The 24,047-nt window shown below is 73.6% G+C and carries 21 protein-coding genes; 17 read left to right on the forward strand and 4 right to left on the reverse strand.

Annotated features, from left to right (window positions below; genetic code table 11):
- Nucleotides 1–9: 9 nt before the first annotated feature.
- The 5 genes from BQ6202_RS03465 to BQ6202_RS14860 all read left to right on the forward strand — a co-directional run bounded on the left by BQ6202_RS03465 (nt 10) and on the right by BQ6202_RS14860 (nt 7,145).
- On the forward strand, nt 10–960 hold the full coding sequence (locus tag BQ6202_RS03465; RefSeq protein WP_072313053.1) for an AAA family ATPase: 951 nt from the start codon (nt 10–12) through the stop codon (nt 958–960).
- Nucleotides 961–1,020: 60 nt separating this feature from the next.
- Nucleotides 1,021–2,199: a DUF58 domain-containing protein gene (locus BQ6202_RS03470; protein WP_072313054.1), complete on the forward strand. Its 1,179-nt coding sequence runs from the start codon at nt 1,021–1,023 to the stop codon at nt 2,197–2,199.
- Nucleotides 2,196–4,349: a transglutaminase-like domain-containing protein gene (locus BQ6202_RS03475; RefSeq protein ID WP_072313055.1), complete on the forward strand. Its 2,154-nt coding sequence runs from the start codon at nt 2,196–2,198 to the stop codon at nt 4,347–4,349. The genes BQ6202_RS03470 and BQ6202_RS03475 overlap by 4 nt, the downstream gene beginning before the upstream one ends.
- 106 nt (nt 4,350–4,455) lie before the next feature.
- A complete protein-coding gene (locus tag BQ6202_RS03480; RefSeq protein ID WP_072313056.1) occupies nt 4,456–6,507 on the forward strand; it encodes an FtsK/SpoIIIE domain-containing protein in 2,052 nt (683 codons plus the stop codon).
- Between the two features lie 44 nt (nt 6,508–6,551).
- Nucleotides 6,552–7,145, forward strand: coding sequence for a hypothetical protein (locus tag BQ6202_RS14860; protein WP_072313057.1), 594 nt, complete (start codon nt 6,552–6,554; stop codon nt 7,143–7,145).
- On the opposite strand, the gene ald is transcribed toward BQ6202_RS14860, so the two are convergent.
- A complete protein-coding gene (ald, locus tag BQ6202_RS03490) occupies nt 7,112–8,224 on the reverse strand; it encodes an alanine dehydrogenase (protein ID WP_072313058.1) in 1,113 nt (370 codons plus the stop codon). The two genes, BQ6202_RS14860 and ald, sit on opposite strands and share 34 nt — an antisense overlap.
- Nucleotides 8,224–9,558 (reverse strand): aminotransferase class III-fold pyridoxal phosphate-dependent enzyme, encoded by a 1,335-nt coding sequence (locus BQ6202_RS03495; protein ID WP_072313059.1) that lies wholly within the window; start codon nt 9,556–9,558, stop codon nt 8,224–8,226. Before BQ6202_RS03495 ends, ald begins: the two co-directional genes overlap by 1 nt.
- A gap of 47 nt (nt 9,559–9,605) precedes the next feature.
- On the opposite strand from BQ6202_RS03495, the gene BQ6202_RS03500 reads away from it, so the two are divergent.
- Together BQ6202_RS03500 and dxr are read left to right on the forward strand one after the other, a co-directional pair.
- The gene (locus tag BQ6202_RS03500) at nt 9,606–10,106 is read left to right on the forward strand and encodes an OsmC family protein (protein ID WP_072313060.1); all 501 of its coding nucleotides are present in this window, start codon (nt 9,606–9,608) and stop codon (nt 10,104–10,106) included.
- Entirely contained in the window at nt 10,103–11,218 is a 1,116-nt protein-coding gene (dxr, locus tag BQ6202_RS03505; protein WP_083586913.1) for a 1-deoxy-D-xylulose-5-phosphate reductoisomerase, read from the forward strand. Before BQ6202_RS03500 ends, dxr begins: the two co-directional genes overlap by 4 nt.
- Before the next feature lie 7 nt (nt 11,219–11,225).
- Here dxr and BQ6202_RS03510 read toward each other — a convergent pair whose 3' ends face one another.
- Nucleotides 11,226–11,819: a hypothetical protein gene (locus tag BQ6202_RS03510; RefSeq protein ID WP_083586914.1), complete on the reverse strand. Its 594-nt coding sequence runs from the start codon at nt 11,817–11,819 to the stop codon at nt 11,226–11,228.
- Between the two features lie 46 nt (nt 11,820–11,865).
- On the opposite strand from BQ6202_RS03510, the gene BQ6202_RS03515 reads away from it, so the two are divergent.
- Nucleotides 11,866–13,194, forward strand: a complete 1,329-nt coding sequence (locus BQ6202_RS03515; protein WP_072313196.1) for a M50 family metallopeptidase — start codon at nt 11,866–11,868, stop codon at nt 13,192–13,194.
- A 214-nt stretch (nt 13,195–13,408) separates the two neighbouring features.
- Here the strand turns inward: BQ6202_RS03515 and BQ6202_RS03520 are convergent, their stop codons facing one another.
- Nucleotides 13,409–14,359 (reverse strand): ribonuclease HI family protein, encoded by a 951-nt coding sequence (locus BQ6202_RS03520; protein WP_072313061.1) that lies wholly within the window; start codon nt 14,357–14,359, stop codon nt 13,409–13,411.
- A gap of 174 nt (nt 14,360–14,533) precedes the next feature.
- Here BQ6202_RS03520 and ispG point away from each other — a divergent pair, with 174 nt between their 5' ends.
- The 9 genes from ispG (at nt 14,534) to BQ6202_RS03565 (ending at nt 23,992) form a co-directional block, all read left to right on the forward strand.
- Nucleotides 14,534–15,676 (forward strand): flavodoxin-dependent (E)-4-hydroxy-3-methylbut-2-enyl-diphosphate synthase, encoded by a 1,143-nt coding sequence (gene ispG / locus BQ6202_RS03525; protein ID WP_072313062.1) that lies wholly within the window; start codon nt 14,534–14,536, stop codon nt 15,674–15,676.
- A 5-nt stretch (nt 15,677–15,681) separates the two neighbouring features.
- Nucleotides 15,682–16,923 (forward strand): MFS transporter, encoded by a 1,242-nt coding sequence (locus BQ6202_RS03530; protein WP_234946093.1) that lies wholly within the window; start codon nt 15,682–15,684, stop codon nt 16,921–16,923.
- Nucleotides 16,924–17,005: 82 nt separating this feature from the next.
- Entirely contained in the window at nt 17,006–18,013 is a 1,008-nt protein-coding gene (locus BQ6202_RS03535) for an AAA family ATPase (protein ID WP_072313064.1), read from the forward strand.
- 29 nt (nt 18,014–18,042) lie between these two features.
- Nucleotides 18,043–18,909: a DUF58 domain-containing protein gene (locus tag BQ6202_RS03540; RefSeq protein ID WP_234946094.1), complete on the forward strand. Its 867-nt coding sequence runs from the start codon at nt 18,043–18,045 to the stop codon at nt 18,907–18,909.
- Nucleotides 18,896–19,417 carry a hypothetical protein gene (locus BQ6202_RS03545; RefSeq protein WP_072313066.1) on the forward strand — a complete coding sequence of 174 codons (522 nt, stop codon included), beginning with the start codon at nt 18,896–18,898 and terminating at the stop codon, nt 19,415–19,417. The genes BQ6202_RS03540 and BQ6202_RS03545 overlap by 14 nt, the downstream gene beginning before the upstream one ends.
- Nucleotides 19,408–20,397, forward strand: coding sequence for a vWA domain-containing protein (locus BQ6202_RS03550; protein WP_143143623.1), 990 nt, complete (start codon nt 19,408–19,410; stop codon nt 20,395–20,397). The genes BQ6202_RS03545 and BQ6202_RS03550 overlap by 10 nt, the downstream gene beginning before the upstream one ends.
- Nucleotides 20,397–21,389, forward strand: coding sequence for a VWA domain-containing protein (locus tag BQ6202_RS03555; protein WP_072313199.1), 993 nt, complete (start codon nt 20,397–20,399; stop codon nt 21,387–21,389). Before BQ6202_RS03550 ends, BQ6202_RS03555 begins: the two co-directional genes overlap by 1 nt.
- Nucleotides 21,386–22,168: a hypothetical protein gene (locus BQ6202_RS03560; RefSeq protein ID WP_143143624.1), complete on the forward strand. Its 783-nt coding sequence runs from the start codon at nt 21,386–21,388 to the stop codon at nt 22,166–22,168. Before BQ6202_RS03555 ends, BQ6202_RS03560 begins: the two co-directional genes overlap by 4 nt.
- A 60-nt stretch (nt 22,169–22,228) precedes the next feature.
- Nucleotides 22,229–23,992, forward strand: a complete 1,764-nt coding sequence (locus BQ6202_RS03565; RefSeq protein WP_072313068.1) for a proline--tRNA ligase — start codon at nt 22,229–22,231, stop codon at nt 23,990–23,992.
- Nucleotides 23,993–24,047 lie beyond the last annotated feature (55 nt).

Raw genomic sequence — 24,047 nt, forward strand, 5'->3', positions numbered from 1 at the left:
GAACCCGCCGTGAGCGTCGATGTCTCGAGCATCCAGGAGCTGGCCGAGCACGTCGTCGACCGGGTCGAGCGCGTGCTGGTCGGCAAGCCTCTCGCGGTGCAGCTCTCGCTCACCGCGATGCTGAGCCACGGCCACCTGCTCATCGAGGACAACCCGGGCACCGGGAAGACCTCGCTCGCCCGTGCGCTCGCCGCCACGATCGACGGCTCGGCGAGCCGCATCCAGTTCACCCCCGACCTGCTGCCGGGCGACATCACGGGCATGAGCGTCTGGAGCCAGGGCCGGGGCGAGTTCGAGTATCGGCAGGGACCGGTCTTCGCCAACATCGTGCTGGCCGACGAGATCAACCGCGCGAGCCCCAAGACGCAGTCGGCGCTGCTCGAGGTGATGCAGGAGGGGCAGGTCACCGTCGACGGCGTCGCGCACCCGGTGCCGAAGCCGTTCATGGTCATCGGCACCCAGAACCCCATCGAGCACGCCGGCACCTACCAGCTGCCGGAGGCGCAGCTCGACCGCTTCGCCCTCAAGGCGTCCATCGGCTACCCCGACCACGCCTCGACGCTGCGCATCCTGACCGAGTCGGGCACGGCGGTGCTGCCGGAGGACATCGAGCCGGTGACGGATGCGGCGGCGATCCAGGCGATGGCCGCCGCGATCCGCACGGTGCACGTCGAGGCTTCCATCGTCGACTACGTCGCGCGCCTGGTCGAGGCCACGCGCGAGGCCGACGAGGTGCGGCTGGGCGTCTCGGTGCGCGGCGCGCTCGCGCTCGTGCGGACCGCGCGAGCGTGGGCGGCCATCCACGGCCGCGACTACGTCACGCCCGACGACGTCAAGGCGCTCGCCGTGCCGGCGCTCGCGCACCGGCTGGTGCTGCAGCCCGAGGCGGAGTTCGACGACGTGCGCCCCGAGAGCATCGTGCAGCAGCTCATGCTGACCGTCGCGCCGCCGCGGCGCTGATCGCGATGCCCGTCGCCCCGATGCTCGCGCCGCCGAGCCGCCGCTGAGAGCGGCACCGCCATGCCGACGCTGCGAGCCGCGCTGAGCGCGATCACCCCCTGGGGGTGGACGCTGCTCGTGACCGTCGCAGCCGGCCTCGTGCTGGCCGGCGCGCTCGGCTGGGCCGAGGGGCTCGTCGCGGCGGTCGCCGCTGCCGTCGTGCTGCTCGCCGCCGTGCCGTGGATCATCGGCGAGCGCTGGGCGCGAGCCCGGATCGGCCTGAGCGCCGAGCGCGTGCCGGTCGGTGCCGACGCCCTCGCGCTCGTCGAGGTCTCTCGGCCGACGCGAGCGGCGACCCCGAGCCAGGTCGACCTCGACGTGGGCGGGGTGGAGGCCGTGCTCGAGATCCCGCCCATCGAGGTGGGCGGGCGCCTGGTGCGCTCCGTGCCCCTCGACACCTCGCGCCGCGGCCTGCGAACGGTCGGGCCCGCCACCATCATGCGCACCGACCCCTTCGGCGCGCTCGAGCGGCGGCACCGACTGACGGAGTCACGGACCCTGGTCGTGCATCCGCGCGTCGTGCGCCTGCCCGGCGGCGCCGGCGGCATCGTGCGCGATCTGGACGGCGAGGCGGCAGCGGAGCGCACGGCCGATGACGTCTCGTTCCACAGCCTCCGCGAGTACTCGCCCGGCGACGACCGGCGGCTCGTGCACTGGCGCTCGAGCGCGAAGCACGGCACGCTGCTCGTGCGGCAGTTCGAGCCATCCCGGCGCGCAGACACCCTGATCGTGCTGTCCACCCGCGCCGACGAGTACGACGGCGACGACTTCGAGCTCGCCCTCTCGCTGGTCGGCACGCTCGGCCTCGCGGCGATGACCGACCGGCGCCGATTGCGCATCGTCGAGAGCCCCGGCACCGAGCGGGGCGAGGCGCAGGCGGTCGACGCCGCGACCCGGGAGCGGCTGCTCGACGCGCTCGCGGTGCTCGAGCCGCGCCACGAGCACGGCATCGCCGCGGCGGCCCGCGCGTCGCGCGGGGCCGCGCCCGGCAGCCTCGCGTGGCTCATCACCGGCTCCACCGTGCCGCCCCGCACCCTCCGCACCGCGGCGAACGGCATGCCGGCGGGCGTGGTCTCGGTCGTCGTGCGGGCCGCCGTCGGCGCGCTGCCGTCGCGCTCGCGCCTGGGCGATGCCGACGTCGTCACCGTGGGGGCGATCGAGGACCTCTCGCGCGGCATCGGGCAGTCGAGGCAGCGATGATCCAGCGCGCTCCCGCCGTCGGCGCCCTGCTGCTCGCGATCATCACCGCGTGCATCCCGCTGTGGTGGGTCTTCGGCACCATGCAGCTCGTCGTCGCCGTCGCGGTGGCGCTGCTGGTGGGCGCGGCGCTCGCGAGCCTCGCGGCCGTGCGGCGCTGGAGCGCGCTGCCGGTCATCTGCACGGGCGCAGCAGCGCTCGCGCTGCTGGCCGTGCCGCTCGCGAGCCCGCAGCGCATCCCCCGGGGCGAGTGGCTGCCGGCCTTCGCGGACGCCATGGCCGCGATCGTGCTCGCGTGGCGGCGGCTGCTCACCATCGGCCTGCCCGTCGGCACGGGCGACGCGCTGCTCATGGCCCCCATCGTGCTCGTGCTCGTCGGCACGGTGATCGGCGTCTCGATCGCGCTGCGCTCGCCGCGCGCAGAGGTCGCCGCGCTCGTGCCCGCCACGATCGGGGTCTGGTCGATCCTGTGGGGCCCGCGCGACCTGCCGGAGCCGTGGCTGACCGGCCTCGTCGCCCTCGTGCCGATCGCCGGCTACGTCGCCGTCGTGCGGCAGGCCCGCCGCCGCAGCCGCGCACCGCGCGCGCTCTCGTCGCTCGCGCGACGGGTCGGCGCCGGCGCGCTCGTCACCCTCGTCGCGCTCGGCGGCGCCGCAGCCGCGGGCTCGCTCGCCGAGCTGCCGGAGCGGACGGTGCTGCGCGGGGACAGCCCCAGCTCGATCGAGCTCCAGGGCGCCTCGCCGCTCGCCGCCTACCGCGGCTTCTGGGCAGCCGACGCGCGCTCGGCCACGCAGCTCACGGCCACGGGCCTCTCACCCGGTGACCGCATCCGCCTCGCCGCCCTCGACAGCTACGACGGCGAGGTGCTGGGCGTTGGCCGGTCGGCGTTCGAGCGCGTCGCGGTCGCCGAGGCCGGCGAGGGCCGCGTCGTGGGCGTGACGATCGGCGAGCTCTCCAGCCCGTGGCTGCCGATCGTCGGCGAGCCATCGGCGGTGCGCTTCGTCGGCGATCGCGCCGAGCGGCTCGCGTCCGGACTGCATCGCAGCGACGAGCTGCGGGCGCTCGTCGTCGAGGGCGGCATCGCGCAGGGCGACGGCTATCAGATGCTCTCGCAGCAGGTGCCGGCCGTGGTGCCGCCCGAGCGGATCGCCGAGCTCAAGCCGGCCGAGCCGCGCCAGGGGACGGTCACGCTGCCGGAGGGCATGCTCGCGGCGCTCGCGGCCTGGACGGGCGGCGAGACGAGCGCGGGACCTCGGCTCGCGGCCATGCTCGAGGGGCTGCGGGCCGATGGCTACGTCAGCCACGGCGTGCTCGAGGACGAGGTGCCCTCGCGGCCCGGCCACTCGCTCGAGCGGCTCGAGGCGCTCTTCGCCGAGCCGATGGTCGGGGATGCCGAGCAGTACGCGACGGCGGCGATGCTGCTCGCCCGCCAGCTGGGCTTCGATGCGCGGGTGGTCGTGGGCTTCACGCCCGACGGCATCGTGCAGGGCCAGCCGACGAGCGTGCTCGGCGCCGACGCGGATGCGTGGCTCGAGGTCCGCACGCAGGCGGGCTGGGTGGGGCTCGACGTCTCGCCCGAGATGCGCCCGATCCCCGAGCAGGAGGACGGCTCGCCGACGGTCGTCGAGGAGCCGCCGCTGCAGCAGGCGCCGGCACCGGCGCCGGGTGGCCAGCGCGAGGGTCCCGATCCGGCGACGCCGAGCGCGCCCGCCGACACCGACGACAGCCTCTCCCGCCTGCTGCAGACGCTCGCGGCCATCGGTGCGGTGCTGGGCCTGATCGCGCTCATCGCCGCGATCCCCGTCGGGCTGCTCGTGGCGAAGGTCGTGCGCCGCCGTCGCCGTCGCCGCGCCGACGCCCCGCAGGATCGCGCCGAGGGGGCCTGGGCAGAGCTCGTGGACGGGCTGCGCGACCGCGGTGAGGCGCCGCCGGTGGCGAGCACGCGCCTCGAGCAGGCCGGCGAGAGCGCGCGCATGCGCGAGCTCGCCCACCGGGTCGATCGGGCGGTGTTCGCGGCGACACCGCCGACCGAGCCGGAGGTGGCGGCCACCTGGCGGCTCAGCCGGCTCGTGCTCGCGGAGCGCGACGAGGGCGAGGGTCGGCTGCGGCCGCTGCTGGCCCGTCTCAACCCCGCCTCGCTCACGCGCCGCTGAGCTGCCCGACGCCCGGCGGGTGCCCCCGCGGCTCCCGCGCGGTCGCTCTCCACAGCCGTCGTGCGCCGGCGCTCGCGGCGGCGGCCGCCTCGCGCATCCTGTGCCCATGCAGACGCGCATCGACCTGCCACGCCCCCCGACCGAGCCCGAGCCCGCCTCCTTCCCGCTGCTGGCGAGCCTCGCCCCCGTGCTCGGCGCCGTCGCGCTCTGGCTGCTGCTGCAGACCCCGACGGTGCTGGTCTTCGCGCTGCTCGGTCCGGTCATCGCGCTCGCGAGCATGGGCGACGGGCGGCGCACGCGCCGTCGGCGCCGCGCGCGCGAGGCCGAGCGGTGGCGCGTCGAGCTCTCGGAGGCCGCTGACCGCGTCGATGCCGCCCTCGACGAGCGCCGCGCGGCGCTCGCCGCCGCGCATCCCGACGCCCGAGCGGTCGCCGCGCGGCCGCCGCACGACCCGCATCGGTGGCGCGCCGCACCCGACGCGCCGGTGCACGTGGTGCTGGGCATCGGTCCGCTTCCCTCCGGGATCGCGCTCGAGGGGGCGATGCCGGCGACCGATCCCGCGGTGCAGCGCCTGGGCGCCGTCGAGGCGGTCGACCGCCTGCGATCGGCGGCCGCGGTGCTCGAGGGCCCGATCGTCGTCGACGCGCGCGAGGGCATCGGCCTCGTCGGCCCTCGACCGGTGGCGATCGCCCTCGCGCGGGCGATCGTCGTGCAGGTGGCGGATGCGGTGGCGCCGGATGCCGCGGAGGCGATCGTGCCCGACAGCCCGGCCTGGGCGTGGCTCGCGGCGCTGCCGCACCCGCTGCACCGCGAGCCGTGCGACGCGGTGCGCCTCGTGGGCGACGGCGTCGAGGTGACGGTCGCCGTGGCCGAGGATGCCGCAGCCCTGCCGCGCGAGTGCCGCATCGTGGTGCATGCGGCGCTCGACCGCGCGCACGTGGGCGGTCGCTCCTGCATGCCGAGCGCGCTCACCGAGCGCGAGGCCGAGGCCGCCATCGAGACGCTCGCTGCGGCCGCGGCGCACGCGGGCATCCGACGCGCTGGCGGGCTGCCGGATCGCGTCGAGCTCGACGCGCTGCCGGTCGCGACCGGCGGGCTGACTGCGGTCTTCCTCGTCGAGGGTGCGCCCGTCGAGCTCGACCTCGTGCGCGACGGCCCGCACGCCGTCGTGGGCGGCACCACCGGTTCGGGCAAGAGCGAGCTGCTGATCGCCTGGGTCGCGGCGATCGCCGCGGGCAGGTCCACCGCGGAGGTGTCCTTCCTGCTCGTGGACTTCAAGGGCGGAGCCTCGTTCGCCCCGCTGCTCGGCCTCGCGCACTGCGTCGGGGTCATGACCGATCTCGACCGGTCGGGGGCGCTGCGGGCGATCGAGAGCCTGAAGGCAGAGCTGCGCCGGCGCGAGCAGCTGCTGGCGGTGCAGGCAGCGCGATCGATCGAGGAGGCGCAGGGCATCGCGCGGCTGGTGATCGTCGTCGACGAGTTCGCTGCCATGCTGCACGAGCTGCCAGACCTGCATCGGCTCTTCGTCGACCTCGCCGCGCGCGGCCGCTCGCTCGGCGTGCACCTGGTGCTCTGCACGCAGCGGCCCGCAGAGGCCGTCCGCGACTCGCTGCTCGCCAACTGCGGCATCCGCATCTCGCTGCGGGTCACCGACGAGCACGACGCGATGGCAGTGACGGGCAGCGCCGCAGCGGCGGCCATCCCGCTGGAGGCGCGGGGACGCTGCGTGGTGCGCGTGAGCGGGGGAGCGACGCGGATGGCGCAGGCCGCGATCGCGAGCCCCGAGCACCTGGCGCTGCTGGTCGCGGCGGCGGCGCAGCAGCCGCGCGCGCCGCGGCCGTGGCGCGAGCCGCTGGCGCGCGCGGTGCCGCTCACCGCGGTGAAGCCCGGCCCGGATGCCGGGGATGCCGGCGTCGTGCGGCTCGGGCTGGTCGACCGGCCGGCCGAGCAGCGCATCGCGCCGGTCGTGTGGCGTCCGGCGCTCGACGGCCCGCTGCTCGCGGTCGGCGGTGCGGCGAGCGGTCGCTCGAGCCTCGCCGAGCTCATCGCCGTCCAGCTCGGCACGCCCGTCATCGATCGAGAGGATGCGCTCTGGGATGCCCTGACGGCCCCGGGCCGCTCGTCATCGACGACCTCGACCTCCAGCTCGCGCGCCTGACCGACGAGCAGCAGGCGGCCGTCGCGCTCGGCATCGCGAGGCGCATGCGCGAGGGCGCGCCGGTCGCATGCACCGCGCGGCGCGTCTCGACGGCCATGGCGCAGGTCGCGCCGCTCGCCGAGATCCGCATCCTGCTGCGCATCGCGAGCCGGCAGGAGCACGTGGTCGCCGGTGGTGACGGCCGGTTGCACGACGCCGGCCTGCCGCCGGGGGCCGGGTGGCTGCAGGACGAGCGCATCCAGCTCGCCCTTCCGCCGTCGAGAGCGCCGCGGCGCCAGCCGCAGTCAGCGCCGCTGCCTCGCGGGCCGCTCGCCGTCGTGCTGGGGATCGGTGCCGAGCTGCCGCCAGCGCTGGCCCGCCTGGCCGCGGAGGGCACGGCGGTGAGGCCGGGGAGCGACACGAGCGCCAGCCTCGTCGTCGGCGCAGTCGCCGAGTGGGAGGCCGCGTGGGGCGAGCTCGACCGGCTCCGTGCGCAGCGCCCGGTGCTCGTGCTCGGCGTCGACGAGCGCGCGGTGCGACAGGTGCTCCGGCACGCGCCGGCACCGCCGCCGATGCGCGAAGCGCCCGCCTGGGTGCTCCAGGACGGGCGCTTCGCGCGGCTGCGCTACGCCAGCAGCGAGGCGAGCGGTGCGGCCTGAGCGTCGAGCGCCGACGCGACGGCGGCGTTGGCCACCTGCCCGCCGGTCGTGTTCAGGCCCTCGGCGAGCCCGGCATCCGCCGAGAGCGCCGCGCGCCAGCCGTGGTCGGCGATGCGCGTGGTCGCGTGCAGCGTCGCGTTCGTGAGCGCCTGCGTCGAGGTGCGCGGCACGGCGCCAGGCAGGTTCGCGACGCACGCGAACACGGTGTCGTGCACGGTGAACGAGGGGTCGTCGTGCGTCGTCGGTCGCGAGTCGGCGAAGCAGCCGCCCTGGTCGATGGCGATGTCGACGAGCGCCGAGCCCGGCCGCATGCCGGCGACCATCTCGTTGGTCACGAGCTTCGGCGCCTTCGCACCCGGGATCAGCACGGAGCCGATCACCAGGTCGGCGTCCCGCACCGACTCCTCGACCGTGACCCGGTTCGAGTGCAGCGTCTGCACGCGGCCGCCGTAGATCGTGTCGAACTGCCGCAGGCGGGGGAGCGAGACGTCGAGCACCGTCACCCGCGAGCCGAGGCCGACGGCCATCTCGACCGCCGCGGTGCCGGCGACGCCGCCGCCCAGCACGACCGTGTGGCCGGCGCGGGTGCCCGGCACACCGCCGAGCAGCAGGCCAGCGCCGCCGGCGGGCGCGGTCAGGAGGCGCGCGCCCTGGATCACCGAGAGGCGACCCGCGACCTCGCTCATGGGCGCGAGCATCGGCAGCGAGCCGTCGGGCGCGCGCACGGTCTCGTAGGCGATGGCGGTCGTGCCGCGGTCGATGAGCGCCCGCGCGAGCTCGGGCGCTGCGGCGAGGTGCAGGTAGGCGAAGAGCGTCAGATCCTCGCGCAGCAGGTCGAGCTCGTGCGCGATGGGCTCCTTGACCTTCAGCACGAGCTCGGCGGCCCACGCCTCCGCGGCGGTCGCGACGATCCGTGCGCCCGCCGCCTCGTAGGCGGCATCCGCGATGCCGCTGCCCTCTCCCGCCCCGCGCTCGATCACGACCTCGTGGCCGCGCGCGGCCAGCTCGGTCGCGCCGGCGGCGGTCAGCGCGACCCGCTGCTCGGCGGGCTTGATCTCGCGCGGCACGCCGATGCGCATCAGGCTGCGCTCGTCACCGACTCGATGGCGCGGTCGATGACCTCGACCGCCTCGCGCAGCTGCTCGTCGGTGATCGCGAGGCTCGGCAGGAAGCGCAGGACGTTGTAGTCGGTGCCGGCGGTGAGCACGAGCACGCCGTCGCGGCCGGCGGCCTCCGAGATGGGACCGGTGGCGATCGGTGCGCCCGACTCCGGGTCGATGAACTCGAGCGCGAGCATCGCGCCCTTGCCGCGCACCTCGATGATCTCGGGGTGGCGCTCCGCGAGCCCGTCGAGCAGCGGCCGCAGCACGCGCTCGATGCGCTGCGCCTCGGCGTTGAGGTCGCGCGACTCGATCTGCTCGAAGACGGCGACCGCCGCAGCGCACGAGACGGGGTTGCCGCCGAAGGTGCCGCCGATGCCGCCGACGTGCACGGAGTCCATGATCTCGGCGCGACCGGTGACGCCGGCGAGCGGCATGCCGCCCGCGATGCCCTTCGCCGAGAGCACCATGTCGGGCACCCAGTCGAAGTGCTCCGACGCGAAGGTCCTGCCGGTGCGGCAGATGCCCGACTGCACCTCGTCGGCGATCATGACGACGCCGTTCGCGGTGCACCACTCCTGCATCGCCGGCAGGTAGCCGTCGGCCGGCACGATGAAGCCGCCCTCGCCCTGGATGGGCTCGATCACGAGGCACGCGAGGTCGCTGACGCCGACGTGCTTCTCGAGGTAGTACTGGGTGCGCTCCGCGGCATCCGCGCCGTTCAGGCCGTCCTGCAGCGGGTAGGAGCCCGGCGCGTGGAAGATGTCGGAGGCGAGCGGGCCCATGCCGGTCGCGTAGGGCGCCGGCTTGTAGTTCATCGTCATCGTGAGGTTCGTGCGGCCGTGGTAGCCGTGCTCGACGACGGCGACAGCGCGGCGCCCGGTGAACTTGCGCGCGATCTTGACGCCGTTCTCGACGGCCTCCGAGCCGGAGTTCACGAAGAACGACTTCTTGTGGTGGTCGCCGGGGGTGTGCGCGGCGAGGTACTCGGCGACGCGCACGTAGGGCTCGTAGGGCGTGGTGCCGAAGAGCGAGTGCGTGAGCTTGCCCACCTGCTCGCGCACGGCCTCGACGACCGCGTCGTTCGTGTGGCCGACGGTGGTGACGCCGATGCCGCATCCGAGGTCGATGAACCGGTTGCCGTCGACGTCGGTGATGATGGCGTCGTGCGCCGAGGCGACGAAGACCGGCAGCTGGTGCGGGATCGCCTGCGGGACCGCCTGTGCCTTTCGCTCGATGAGCGCCCTGGAGTTCGGACCGGGGATCTCGGTGACGACGGAGCGGGAGACGGCGGGAGCTGCGATGTCAGTCATGCACGAATCCTACGCCGGGGCCGCGCCGGAGCACATACGGTGGAGGCATGCCGATGCAGCACTCCTACGCCGTCGAGGTCGAGTGGACCGGGGCGGGCGATCACGGCACCGCCACCTACCGCTCCTACACGCGCGATCACGTCGTGCGCATCGACGGGCTGCCCGACATCCTGGGCTCCTCGGACAAGACCTTCCGCGGCGACGCCGCCCGGCACAACCCCGAGCAGCTGCTGCTCACCGCCCTCGCGCAGTGCCACATGCTCAGCTACCTGCACCAGGCGGCAAGCCGCGGCATCGTCGTCACCGGCTACCGCGACGCGGCGACGGCGACCATGGAGACGGCCGGCAGCGGTGGGCGCTTCACGAGCGCCGTGCTGCACCCGGTGGTGACGATCGCGGATGCCTCGCAGGCAGCAGACGCGCTGGACGCGCACGTGCAGGCGAGCGCCGACTGCTTCATCGCGGCCAGCGTCGCCTTCCCGGTGCTGCACGAGCCGACGATCGTCGTCGCCGGCGAGGTCGTCGCCACCGGTGGGGAGCACGCGTGAGCGCGGTGCAGCGCGGAGGCGCGCACGGCGGCCGCCGCCGCGTCATCGTGCTCGGCTCGACGGGATCGGTCGGCGTGCAGACGCTCGACGTGATCCGCGCCAACCGCGACCGCTTCGAGGTGGTCGGCCTCATCGCCGGGCGCGACTTTGCGGGGCTCGAGGCGCAGCAGGCCGAGCTCGGCGGCGAGATCGGTCTCGGCGCTGAGGCCGCGGTCACGATGATCGAGTCGGTCGACGCCGACGTGGTCGTCAACGGCATCACCGGCTCCGTCGGGCTCGCCCCGACCCTCGCGGCCCTCGACGCCGGCCGCACCCTCGCGCTCGCCAACAAGGAGTCGCTCATCGCCGGCGGCGACCTCGTCATGCGGCGCGCGGCGCCCGGCCAGATCGTGCCGGTCGACTCCGAGCACTCCGCCATCGCGCAGTGCCTGCGCGCCGGCGACCACCGCGAGGTGCGACGGCTCGTGCTCACCGCATCCGGCGGCCCCTTCCGGGGATGGAGCCGCGAGCGGATGGCCGATGTGGCACCGGCGGATGCGCTGGCCCACCCCACGTGGGACATGGGCGTGATGGTGACCACGAACTCGTCGACCATGGTCAACAAGGGCCTCGAGGTGATCGAGGCGCACCTGCTGTTCGACATCCCCTTCGACCGCATCGAGGTGACGGTGCATCCCCAGTCGATCGTGCACTCGATGGTCGAGTTCGTCGACGGCTCCACGATCGTGCAGGCCTCGCCGCCCGACATGCGGCTGCCGCTCTCGCTCGGGCTCGACTGGCCGCACCGCGTCGCGGGCGTCGGCGCGCCGCTCGACTGGAGCACGGCGTCGTCCTGGACCTTCGAGCCGCTCGACGACCGCGCGTTCCCCGCCGTGGCGCTCGCGAAGCGCGTCGGCCAGCTGGGCTCGACCTACCCGGCCGTCTTCAACGCGGCGAACGAGCAGGCCGTGCACGCCTTCCACCGCGGCGACATCGGCTACCTCGACATCATCCCCACGATCGAGCGGGTGCTCGAGCAGCACGAGCCGGGCGAGCTGACGCTCGAGCGCGTGCTGGACGCCGAGCGCTGGGCTCGCCGCATCGCCGACGAGGTCGCGGGCGTCGACCGCTGAGGTCGGGTCAGGGGCCCAGGCGCGGCTCCACGACGACCTCGACGTCTGCGCGGTCGACGGCGGCGACGACGGCGCCGGCGTCCTCCCACCAGCGCGCGTAGTGCTCCGGGTCCCGGTTGATCTGCACCCCGTGCGCGACGCGCGTCGGCGTGAGCGCCTCGCGGCCCTCGAGCCGCTCGAGCGCCCGGAAGAAGAGCACGGCCGAGCCGTACGCATCCATGCGCACCGCATAGTCGCCCCATCCGGTGCGCTGCTGGAACAGCCCGCGCGAGTCGGGCCCGGCATCGTCGCCGTGGTCGACGACGCGCAGGCTCGACTCGCCCATCGCGGTCATCACGCCGATGCGCACGTCGCGCTCGCCGAGCCCCAGGTCGCGCCCGGCCTGCATGACGATCGCGGCGTTCGCGAGCTGCCCCCGATCCCAGCCGGCCACAGCGCGCGGCAGCTCACCCTCGACGTGCGCCGTCTGCGCGACGGGATCGGGCGCGGGCCGCGTCACCACCCACGCGAGCACGACGACGAGCAGCAGGCCGAGGGCGCCGAGCACGATGCCGCGCCCGTTCGAGGCGGTGCGCGGCACGCGCTCACGGGTGGTCGACATGCCAGCCAGCGTAGGCACATCGCCTATGGCACTACTGTTGCCGCTGATGGATGCCGTCCTCCTCTTCACCGCGGGCGTGCTCGTCGTCGTCGTCGGCCTGGCCGTCTCGATCGGCCTGCACGAGCTCGGGCACCTGTGGCCCGCGAAGCTCTTCGGCGTGCGCGTCGGGCAGTGGATGATCGGCTTCGGGCCGACGATCTTCTCGTTCCGCCGCGGCGAGACCGAGTACGGCATGAAGTGGATCCCGCTGGGCGGCTACATCTCGATGTCGGGCATGTTCCCGCCGCTCAAGCCCGGCGGGGAGTCGCGGGATGCGTCCACGGGCTTCCTGGACACGCTCGTGCAGGATGCGCGGGACTCCAGCGCCGACACCATCGATGAGGGCGAGGAGCACCGGGCGTTCTGGCGGCTCGCGACCTGGAAGCGCGTGATCATCATGTTCGGCGGGCCGTTCATGAACCTCGTGATCGCCGTCGCGCTGTACGCGGTGGTGCTCTGCGGCTTCGGCATCGCGGTGCCCTCGACCACCATCTCGAGCGTCTCCGAGTGCGTGATCGCCGCATCCGCCGACCGGACCGACTGCGAGAGCGGCGACCCGCTCGCGCCCGCCGCCGAGGCCGGCATCGAGCCGGGCGACGCCATCGTCTCGATCGCCGGCCAGCCCACCGAGCGGTGGGCAGACATCCAGAGCACCGTGCGCGAGCTCGCGGGGCAGCAGGTGCCGGTCGTGGTCGAGCGCGGCGGCGAGCGCCTGACGCTGCAGATCACGCCGCTCGCGAGCGAGCGCTACGTCGTCGACGACCTGGGCCGGATCGTCGAGTCGGGCGGTGAGCGCGTGACCGAGACGGTCGGCTTCGTGGGCGTCGGCCCGCAGTACGTGGTCGAGCAGCAGCCCGCGAGCGCCGTGCTGCCCGCGGTCGGCGACAACGTCGTGCGGGTCGGGCAGATGATCCTGAGCCTGCCGCAGCGGCTCGTCGACGTGGCCGAGGCCGCCTTCGGCACCGAGGAGCGCGACCCGAACGGCCCGATGTCGGTCGTCGGCGTCGGCCGCATGGCGGGCGAGATCGCTGCCCTCGACCAGGTGCCGATCCTCGAGCGCATCAGCGCCATGGTGCAGCTGCTCGCGAGCCTGAACGTGGCGCTGTTCGTCTTCAACCTCATCCCGCTCATGCCGCTCGACGGCGGCCACATCCTCGGCGCGGTGGTGGATGCGGTGCGTCGCGGCTGGGCGCGCCTGCGCGGCCGGGTGGCGACGCCGCTCGACACCGCGAAGTGGGTGCCGGTCACGCTGGCCGTGACCGCGGTGCTCGGCGTCATGAGCGCCCTGCTGATCTACGCCGACATCGTCAAGCCCATCAGCGTCTTCGGCGGCTGACCCCGCCCCCGCCTCTGAGTGGCGCTTCCGGCACTTGAGTGGCGCCTCCCGCGTCTGAGTGGCGCTTCCCGCGTCTGAGTGGCGCTTCCGGCGTCTGAGTGGCGCTTCCGGCGTCTGAGTGGCGCCTCCCGCGTCTGAGTGGCGCTTCCGGCACTTGAGTGGCGCTTCCCGCACCTGAGTGGCGCCTCCGCGCCTCCCTCCGTGCGCGGCCGCGCTACTGCTCGCGCGTGCCCTGGTGGAAGCGCTGCCGCCAGCGGCCGCCGGCACGCACCCAGAGCGACGAGCGCAGCGCCGGCTCCGCGCTCACCGAGCGCCAGACGAGCAGCAGCGCGTCGGGCGAGAGCTCGTGCGTCGCGAGCACCTCGAGCTCGACCGGCTGCGGCAGGGGAGCGATCTCGGCGAGCAGGTCGTCGCGCGACCAGCGGCGGCCGGATGCGCCGATCTCCTCCCACTCGGGGTGCAGCAGCGCAGCCACCGACGCCGGGTCGCCGCGCACCGCGTCGGTGAGCAGCGAGCGCTCGAGCCGGACGACCTCGGCCTCGACCGGTGCGTCGGTGAGGAAGTCGAAGCCGTCGAAGAGGTCGGGCGCGGAGGTCTCGTGACGCGTTCGGCCTGCGGCCGAGCGCTCCTCGACCGTCGGGGGGAGCGGCGAGGCGGCGGCCGCCTCGGCGGCCGGCGCACCCGCGCGCGTGACACCGCCGAAGCCGGGCCCCGCATCCGGCACCTTGCCCTGCTGGTAGGCGGCGGCGGCGCCGTTGGCGAGCCGATCGGCGGCCTCGTTGAGAGGGTGGCCGGCGTGGCCCTTCACCCACTCGAAGCGCACGACGCAGCCAGAGGCCTTGCGCGCGCTCATGAGCGCGTCGAGCTCCTGCATCAGCTCGCGGTTCATGACCGGCTTGCCGTCGGCCTTCTTCCAGCCCTTGCGCTTCCAGCCGGGCATCCACTGCGTGATCGCCTTGATGACGTACTGGCTGTCGCACAGGATGAGCAGCTCGTCGAGCCCCTCGGTCTGCTGCAGCAGGTCGACGACGGCCTTGAGCTCGCCGATGTTGTTCGTGCCCTGCCGCTGCCCGCCGGCCGCCCAGCGCTCGTCGTCGATGTACCAGCCCCAGCCCGTCGGTCCGGGGTTGCCGAGGGAGGAGCCGTCTGCCGCTGCGGTGATCACCCGTCGATCCTGCCAGCCTGGCGCGTCGCCGCCGCCCCTCGTGGCACGCGCGCCGCCGACCGCCAACCGGTCAGAGCGCTGTCCGACCGGATCATCCGGTCGGAGGGCCGTCCCGACGGTTCGCGGTCGGCGATCCGGCGCCGGTCCATAGCCGCGCCGCGTAGGCTTGCTGGCATGGCAGCCATCAACCTCGGCAAGCCCGAGCCGCTCACGCTCGCGCCCCGTCGCAAGAGCCGGCAGATCAAGGTCGGCAAGGTCCTCGTCGGCGGCGACGCACCGGTCTCCGTGCAGTCGATGACCACGACGAAGACCACCGACATCAACGCGACGCTGCAGCAGATCGCCGAGCTCACGGCCACCGGCTGCGACATCGTGCGCGTCGCGGTGCCGAGCCAGGACGACGCGGATGTGCTGCACATCATCGCGAAGAAGAGCCAGATCCCGGTGATCGCCGACATCCACTTCCAGCCGAAGTACGTGTTCCAGGCGATCGACGCGGGCTGCGCCGCCGTGCGCGTCAACCCGGGCAACATCCGCAAGTTCGACGATCAGGTCGGCGCGATCGCGAAGGCCGCGCAGGCGGCTGGCGTGAGCCTCCGCATCGGCGTCAACGCGGGCAGCCTCGACCCGCGCCTGCTGCAGAAGCACGGCAAGGCGACGCCGGAGGCGCTCGTCGAGTCGGCCGTCTGGGAGGCGAGCCTGTTCGAGGAGCACGACTTCCACGACTTCAAGATCTCGGTCAAGCACAACGACCCGGTCGTGATGGTCAAGACCTACCGCATGCTCGCCGAGCGCGGTGACTGGCCCCTGCACCTCGGCGTCACCGAGGCCGGGCCGGCCTTCCAGGGCACCATCAAGTCGACGACCGCCTTCGCGATCCTGCTGGCCGAGGGCATCGGCGACACCATCCGCGTCTCGCTCTCGGCCCCGCCGGTCGAGGAGATCAAGGTCGGCATGCAGATCCTGCAGTCGCTGAACCTGCGGGAGCGCAAGCTCGAGATCGTCTCGTGCCCGTCCTGCGGCCGCGCCCAGGTCGATGTCTACTCCTTGGCGGATGCGGTGACCGAGGGCCTGAAGGACGTGCAGGTGCCGCTGCGCGTCGCGGTCATGGGATGCGTCGTCAACGGCCCCGGCGAGGCGCGCGAGGCTGACCTCGGGGTCGCCTCGGGCAACGGCAAGGGGCAGATCTTCATCAAGGGCGAGGTCGTCAAGACCGTGCCGGAGTCCGAGATCGTCGCGACGCTCATCGAAGAGGCCCGCCGCATCGCCGACGAGGAGGGCCTCCCCGCCGGCGAGGCGGAGGTCGTGACGGCCTGACGCCCGTGGATCTGCGGGCGGTGCAGCGCCGCACCCTCACGGTCCTCTCCGCCGGGCAGGCCCTCGGCGGCCTCTCGAACGGCGTGGCGCTCGGCGTCGGCTCGCTCCTGGTCGAGCAGGTCACGGGGGATCCGGCGCTCGCCGGCCTCGCGGCCACGATGCTCACGCTCGGCGGAGCGCTGCTCGCGGTGCCGCTCGCGCGGCTGGCCGCCCGGCGCGGTCGTCGGATCTCGCTCACCTCCGGTGCCCTGATCGCGCTCGTCGGCGCGCTCACCCTCGCCCTCGGCGGCTCGCTCGGGAGCGCCTGGATCGTGCTTCCGGGCTTCCTGATCCTCGGCGCGTCCACGGCCATCAACCTGCAGTCGCGCTTCGCCGCCACCGACCTCTCCCTGCCAGAGCGCCGCGGACGCGACCTCTCGCTCGTGGTGTGGATGACGACCATCGGCGTCATCGTCGGCCCCAACCTGATCCCGGCGGGAGACGCGCTCGGCACGGCGCTCGGGCTCCCGCACCTCGTCGGCGCCTACCTGATCTCCGCCGCGGCGCTCGTGCTCGCCGCCCTGCTGCTGTGGCTCGGGCTGCGGCCCGACCCGCTGCTGACCGCGCGCGGCCTCGTGGCCGCGACAGACCGCGCGGTGCCGCGCCTGCGGCTCCTGCGGCATCCGCGGGCGCTCGCCGCCGTCGTGACCATCGCCTGCGGGCAGGCGGTCATGGTCGGCGTCATGGCGCTGACCCCGGTGCACCTCGGCCACCACGGCCATGGGCTCACGATGATCGGGCTGACGATGAGCGCGCACACCGCCGGCATGTACGCGCTCTCGCCCGTCTTCGGCTGGCTCACCGACCGCATCGGCGCGCGCACGGTGGCCATCGGCGGCGCCGCGCTGCTGACCGCCGCCGTGCTCACGGGGCTGTCGCTCGACTCGCACCTCGCGCCCATCCCGCTCGCGCTGCTGGGCCTCGGCTGGAGCGCCACGACGGTGGCGGGCTCGACGCTCGTCGCCGGCGCGGTCGCCGCAGAGCTCCGCCCGGCCCTGCAGGGGCGCAGCGACCTCGCGATGGGGCTCGCCGGGGCGAGCGCCGGCGCGCTCGCGGGCCCGGTGCTCGGGCTCGTCGGCTACGCGGGCCTGAACGCGGCGATGCTGCCGGTGATCGCGGCGCTCGTCGTGGCGGCCGTCCTCGCCACTCGTGCGCCCGTCGTGCTCAGTGCTCCTCCAGCGAGCGCCTCGCAGGAGCAGGTACCGTGACCGGGGCGAGACCCCGCCAGATCGAGCACCGCCAGACCGACCAGCGACCGCGAGTGCGGCGACCGAGCGCAAGGAGCCACGCGTGATCACTGCAGTCCCCGGAAGGGATCCCATCACCCCCGAGGAGCTGGAGCGGGCGAAGGCGATCATCCGCTCGATCGAGCAGTCCTTCCAGTCGACGGTCGTCGGCCAGCACCAGCTGCTGCGCTCGCTGCTCGTCGCGCTGCTCACCGGCGGCCACGTGCTCATGGAGTCGGTGCCCGGGCTCGCGAAGACCACCGCAGCCGCGACGCTCGCGCGAGCCGTCGACGCGTCGTTCCACCGCATCCAGTGCACCCCCGACCTGCTGCCCAGCGACATCGTCGGCACGCAGATCTACGACCAGCACACGGCCGAGTTCCGCACCCAGCTGGGCCCGGTGCACGCCAACTTCGTGCTGCTCGACGAGATCAACCGCTCGAGCGCGAAGACGCAGTCGGCCATGCTCGAGGCGATGCAGGAGCGCCAGACCTCGATCGGCGGCGAGACGCACCCGCTGCCCTCGCCGTTCCTGGTGCTCGCGACGCAGAACCCGATCGAGCAGGAGGGCACGTACACGCTGCCGGAGGCTCAGCTCGACCGCTTCCTGCTGAAGGAGATCCTCAACTACCCCTCGCCGACCGAGGAGGCCGAGATCGTGCGCCGCGCCGAGGCCGGGGTGTTCGAGGCGGGCCACAGCGAGCCCGTCGCCACGCTCGACGACGTGCGGTTCCTGCAGGGGCTCGTGAAGCGCGTCTACGTCGACCAGGCGATCACCAACTACGTCGTGCAGCTGATGTACGTGACGCGGCACGCGGAGGAGTACATCGGCGCGCAGCTCGCCGGCTACATCGAGTACGGCGCGAGCCCGCGCGGCTCGCTCTCCTTCTCCCAGGCATCGCGCGCGCTGGCGCTCGTGCAGGGGCGCGACTGGGTGATCCCCGAGGACGTCAAGGACCTGCGGCACGCGATCCTCCGTCACCGCATCATCCTCGGCTACGAGGCCGAGGCCGACGGCGTGCACAGCGAGCAGATCATCGACGCCATCTTCGGCGCCGTCCGGACCCCGTAGGGCGCACGATGGAGCGACGGCTGCGGAAGGTGAAGACGACCATGTCGATCCACGCGCACCGCCGCACCCTCGAGCTGCTCGACGGCGAGTACGCCTCGATCCACCACGGGCGCAGCCACGACTTCGACGACCTGCGCGAGTACCAGCCGGGCGACGAGGTCAAGGACATCGACTGGAAGGCGACGGCCCGCAGCCACGTGCCGCTCATCAAGCGCTACATCGCCGCCCGCCAGCACAACGTGCTGCTCGTCGTCGACTCCGGCCGCAACATGGCGGCGACGGCCGAATCGGGGGAGTCGAAGCGCGATCTGGCGATCCTCGCGAGCGGCATCGTCGGCTACCTCGCCACGCGGCACGGCGACCGCGTCGCGCTGCTGATGGGCGACGCCGATCGGCGGCAGGACATGCCGGAGGGCGGCTCCGAGTCGCACCTCGAGCTGATGCTCCGGCGCATCGACGAGGCCATCGCGCTCGACGGCCCGCCCTCCGACCTCGAGGCGGTGCTCGAGCACGCGGTGCGGCGGATGCGCCGACGGTCGTTGATCGTCGTCGTGGCGGACGACGTCGCGTACACCCACGACCTCGACGTGCACCTGGGTCGCCTGCACACCCGGCACGAGGTGCTGTGGCTGTCGATCGGCGATGCCGACCTCATGGCGCGCGGGCGAGCGCTCGACGAGCTCGTGGGCGTCGACACGGGTGTCGGGCTGCCGGCATTCCTGCGCCGCGACCGAGGCCTGCAGCGGGCCTTCGACGGCGCGATCGCCGAGCGGCGGGAGCGGCTCGAGACCGGCCTGCGGTCGCTCGGCATCGCATCCGCTCGCATCTCCTCCTCCGAGACCGCGATCGGCTCGCTCTTCGCGCTGCTGCAGAGGCACCGACGTGCGCGGCGCTGACCTCGCGGGCGCGCGGCCCTCGCTCGCCGCCGAGCTCGCGATGCTGCCGGCGCCCGACACCTACGGCCCGTTCGGCTACTGGCCGTGGTGGGTGCTCGGCGCCTCCGCCATCCTCCTCGTGGCGGCTGCCTACGCCTTCGCGTGGCTGTGGACCCGCCCGCGCGGGATCCTCACGCCCCCGCCGCCGCCGCCCGTGCCGATCGACGTGCGCAGCGTCAAGGAGAAGTACCTCGCGATGATCGACGAGGTCGCGGCCGAGCACGAGGCGGGCGACCTCGACGCCCGACGGCTCTCGCAGCGGCTGAGCCTCGTGCTGCGCTTCTTCGCGCACGAGTCGACCGGCGTCGTCGCCGAGGTCATGACGCTGCGCGACCTCGGCGAGGCCGACCTGCCCTCGGTCGAGGGCGCGGTCTCGCAGTACTACCCCTCCTCCTTCCGACGCGCGGCCAAGCACGACCCGGATGCCGCGATCGCCGCCGCCCGACAGGTGGTGTCGACGTGGATGTGACGCTGCTGTGGCCCTGGCTGCTCGGCGCGGTCGTCGTGGTCGCCCTCGTGCTCGCCGGGCTCGGCCTCTGGCTGCCGCGGCACAGGCGCGACCGCGGCCTCCCCGTCGCGCACGTCGACCGCATGACGGGGCTCGCGGCGTTCCGAGGGGCGCTCCTGCGCTATCGGCTCTGGATCGGCGGCGCGCTGCTGCTCTCCATCGTCGGCGCCGGCATCGCGGGCACCGTCGCGTCGCGGCCCTCGGGCGTGCACGCCAACCAGGAGGACGACTACAAGCGCGACATCGTGCTGTGCCTCGACGTCTCCGGCTCCATGGTCGACGTCGACGCCGAGATCCTGGGCGTCTACCAGCAGATCGCCGCCGAGCTCGACGGCGAGCGCATCGGCATGCGCATCTTCGACGCGTCGAGCGTGATGTCCTTCCCGCTCACGAGCGACTACGACTACATCGCGGCGCAGCTCGGGCGCTACCAGCGCGCGCTCGAGGGCACGCTGGGCCCCGACGAGCAGTTCAACTACCTCGCCGGCACCGCGAGCGGCCTCGGCGCATCGCTCGTCGGCGACGGGCTCGCCTCGTGCGTGCTCGACTTCGCCGACCTCGAGGCGAGCGAGCGGCCGCGCTCGATCATCCTCGCGACCGACAACGTCGTGAACGGTCAGCAGATCTACTCGCTGCCGCAGGCCGGGCAGCTCGCCGTCGACCACGAGGTGCGCGTCTACGCGATCAACCCCTTCGACTGGGGCGGCGACATGGAGTCGCAGGAGCTGCGCGAGGTCGCCGAGGGCTCGGGCGGCGCCTACTTCCCGCTCGACTTCGCGCAGACCGTGCCGCAGATCGTCGATCGCGTGAACGCGATCGAGGCCGGCTACATCGAGACGCCGCCGCAGATCCAGCTGGTCGACCGGCCGGGCGCCCTGCCGCTCGTGGTGCTGATCATCGTCGCGGCGCTGTGCGCCGTCGCGTGGAGGGTCCGCCTGTGATGCTCACGTTCCACCCCACGCTGCCGATCGCCGTGATCGTCGTCGGCGTCCTCGCGCTCGCGCTCTGCGCGTGGCAGCTCGCCACGGTGCGCGGCCGACGCCTCGCGTGGATCCGTCGCACGCTGCTCGTGCTGCTCGCCGTCGCGATGGCCTTCCGCCCTGCCCTTCCCGGCGGCGAGGTGCCCACCGCATCCGTGCAGGCACGCGTGTTCGTGATGGTCGACACCTCGCAGTCGGTGGCCGCCGAGGATTGGGGCACCGAGCCGCGGTTGACGGGCATGCATGAGGACGTCGTCGAGATCGCACGCTCGTTCGCCGGTGCCGACATCTCGGTGATCTCCTTCGACTCGCAGGCGAGCCTGCGGGTGCCGCTCACCGACGACGGCTCTGCCGTGATCGAGATGGTGCGGGCGCTGAAGCCCGAGATCGCCCAGCAGTCGCGCGGCACCTCGGTGGCGGTCGCGCACGAGCTCCTGCGCACCGAGCTCGAGCGCAGCGCAGCAGAGGACCCCTCCTCGCCAGCGATCGTCTTCTACCTCGGCGACGGCGAGCACACCGCAGAGGACGCGCCGGAGTCGTTCGCCGACGCCGGCGGGCTCGTCGACCGAGGCCTGGTGCTCGGCTACGGCACCGAGCAGGGCGGGCGGATGCGGGTGTCGAGCTTCGACCCGGCGCAGCAGGAGCAGTACGTGCAGGATCCCGCCGGCGGCGACGCCGTGAGCCGCATCGATGAGGATCGCCTCGGCAGCATCGCCGACGAGCTCGGCATCACCTACCTGCACCGCGCGCCCGGCCTGCCGATCTCGGACGCGCTCGGCCCGATGGCTGCGCTCGACAGCGCCGCCGACCTCGACCAGACGGAGGAGGCGCGGCTCGAGGTCGCGTGGATCCTCGGCATCCCGATCGCGCTGCTGATCGCCTGGGAGGCGTTCAGCCTCGCGCGCTCGCTCCGCACCACGCGCGGCATGCTGCCGAAGGCGGGTGCCCGATGAGCGCCAGGCTCGGCCGCGCACGCCGCCAGCGGCGCGCCATGACCGACGACCGGCGACGAACGCTGCGGTGGTGGCTGATGCTCGGCCTCATCCCGGTGGCGATCGCCGCGCTCGTCGTGGGCGGCAAGCTGATCAGCATCAACGTGCTCTCGCAGACCACCGTCGACCGCTTCGACTCGCGCGCCTACGCGCAGGGTGCCGACGCGGCGCGTGGACTCGAGAGCTGGAACTGGGTCGAGACCTGGAAGGCGCCGTTCGCCCTCGGGGTGCACCTGACGATGGCCGGCACCCTCGAGGAGGGTCGCGCGAAGCTCGAGGAGGCGCTCGAGCTGCACGGCGAGCCCGAGACCGCGCCAGAGGTGCACGAGCACTGCGTCATCGTCTCCTCGCTCGTCACGGCGATCGAGAAGCAGGGCGACACCGCGCGCGAGGCGCAGAGCACGAGCGAGGCGAACGCGTTCTACACCGAGGCCCTGGCGCTCATCGAGGCGCAGCCGGAGGGCTGCTTCGACGAGCCACGAGCGGGCGAGGCCGACACCGCCGAGCAGCTCGACGCAGCGGTGCCGCGCATCGAGGACAAGATCGAGGACGAGTCCGGCGAGGGCGAGGGCGAGGGCGAAGGAGAGGGCGAGGGCCAGGGCGAGGGCGAGCCGCAGACGCCGGAGGAGCAGCTCGAGGAGCAGAACCAGGAAGCCCAGGAGCAGCAGCAGCAGCAGGATCAGTACGACGAGAACGGCGATCCGGGCGGCGGCGGTCCGAGCGTCGACCAACCCTGGTGACCGGCCGCGCATCACGCCGCACGACCTGCCGCGCGAGCGCCTGCGCCTAGACTCGCAAGGGTGATCCGCCTCTCCCAGCTCTTCTTCACCACGCTCCGCGAGGACCCGGCCGAGGCCGAGGTCGCGAGCCACCGCCTGCTGCTGCGCGCCGGCTACATCCGCCGCGCCGGTGCCGGCCTCTACTCGTGGCTGCCGCTGGGTCTGCGCGTCCGCCGCAACATCGAGCGCATCGTGCGCGAGGAGATGGAGGCGGCCGGCGCCCAGGAGGTGCTCTTCCCCGGGCTGCTGCCGCGCGAGCCCTACGAGCGCTCTGGACGCTGGACGGAGTACGGCGACGGCATCTTCCGCCTGCAGGACCGCAAGGGCGCCGACCACCTGCTCGCGCCGACACACGAGGAGGTCTTCACGCTGCTGGTGCAGGACCTCGTCTCGAGCTACAAGTCGCTGCCGCTCACGATCTTCCAGATCCAGGACAAGTACCGCGACGAGGCCCGGCCGCGCGCCGGCCTCCTGCGCGCCCGCGAGTTCACGATGAAGGACGCCTACTCGTTCGACGTTTCCGACGAGGGCCTCGCGGCCTCCTACCAGCGCCAGCGCGACGCCTACGAGCGCATCTTCCAGCGCCTCGGCCTCGAGTACGTCGTCGTGGCGGCCGACGCGGGCGCGATGGGCGGCTCGAAGTCCGAGGAGTTCCTGCACCCCACCCCGGTCGGCGAGGACACCATCGTGCGCTCGGCGGGCGGCTACGCCGCCAACGTCGAGGCCTTCGAGACGGTCGCGCCCGAGGCGCTGCCGATCGACGGTCAGGCGGATGCGGTGGTGCGGGAGACGCCGCGCACCCCGACGATCGAGACCCTCGTGGCCGATGCCAACGCACGCTTCCCCCGCGAGGACGGCGTCGCCTGGACGGCCGCGGACACGCTGAAGAACGTCGTGCTGCGCCTCACCCACCTCGACGGCAGCCGCGAGCTCGTCGTCGTCGGCATCCCGGGCGACCGCGAGGTCGACGAGAAGCGCGTCGAGGTCGCCTTCCAGCCGGCGGAGGTCACCGCCGCCGACGAAGAGGACTTCAAGGCCAACCCCGGGCTCGTCAAGGGCTACATCGGCCCCTGGTCTGCTGCCGGCGCTGTGCTCGGCGAGGAGTCGAGCACCGGCATCCGCTACCTGCTCGACAAGCGCATCGCCGACGGCACCGCGTGGATCACCGGAGCGAACGAGGCCGGCAAGCACGTGTTCGGCCTGGTGGCGGGCCGCGACTTCGTCGGCGACGGATGGGTCGAGGCGGCCGATGTGCGCGCCGGCGACCCCGCGCCCGACGGCTCCGGCCCTGTGACGCTCGAGCGCGGCATGGAGGTCGGTCACGTCTTCCAGCTGGGCCGCAAGTACGCCGAGGCGCTCGGGCTCAAGGTGCTCGACGAGAACGGCAAGCTCGTCACCGTCACGATGGGCTCCTACGGCATCGGCGTGACGCGCAACCTGGCCGCGATCGCCGAGATCGCCCACGACGAGAAGGGGCTGATCTGGCCCCGCGAGGTGGCGCCGTTCGACGTGCACGTCGTCGCGACGGGCCGCGACGAGGCGATCTTCGCCGTCGCCGAGGGCGTCGTCGCCGACCTGGAGGCGCGCGGCCTCGAGGTGCTGTTCGACGACCGCCCCAAGGTCTCGCCCGGCGTGAAGTTCGGCGACGCCGAGCTGATCGGCGTGCCGCAGATCGTCGTCGTGGGCCGCGACGCCGTCGAGGGCTCCGTCGAGGTCTGGGATCGCGCGACCGGCGAGCGCTCCAAGGTCGAGATCGAGCAGCTCGAGGCGGCGCTCGGCCGCTGAGGCGGTAGACTGATCGGTCGGCAATCGTCGCCGGACGAGACGCAGGAACAAGAGG

The sequence above is a fragment of the Agrococcus sp. Marseille-P2731 genome (assembly GCF_900117395.1).
In the GTDB taxonomy this organism is placed as follows: Bacteria; Actinomycetota; Actinomycetes; order Actinomycetales; family Microbacteriaceae; genus Agrococcus.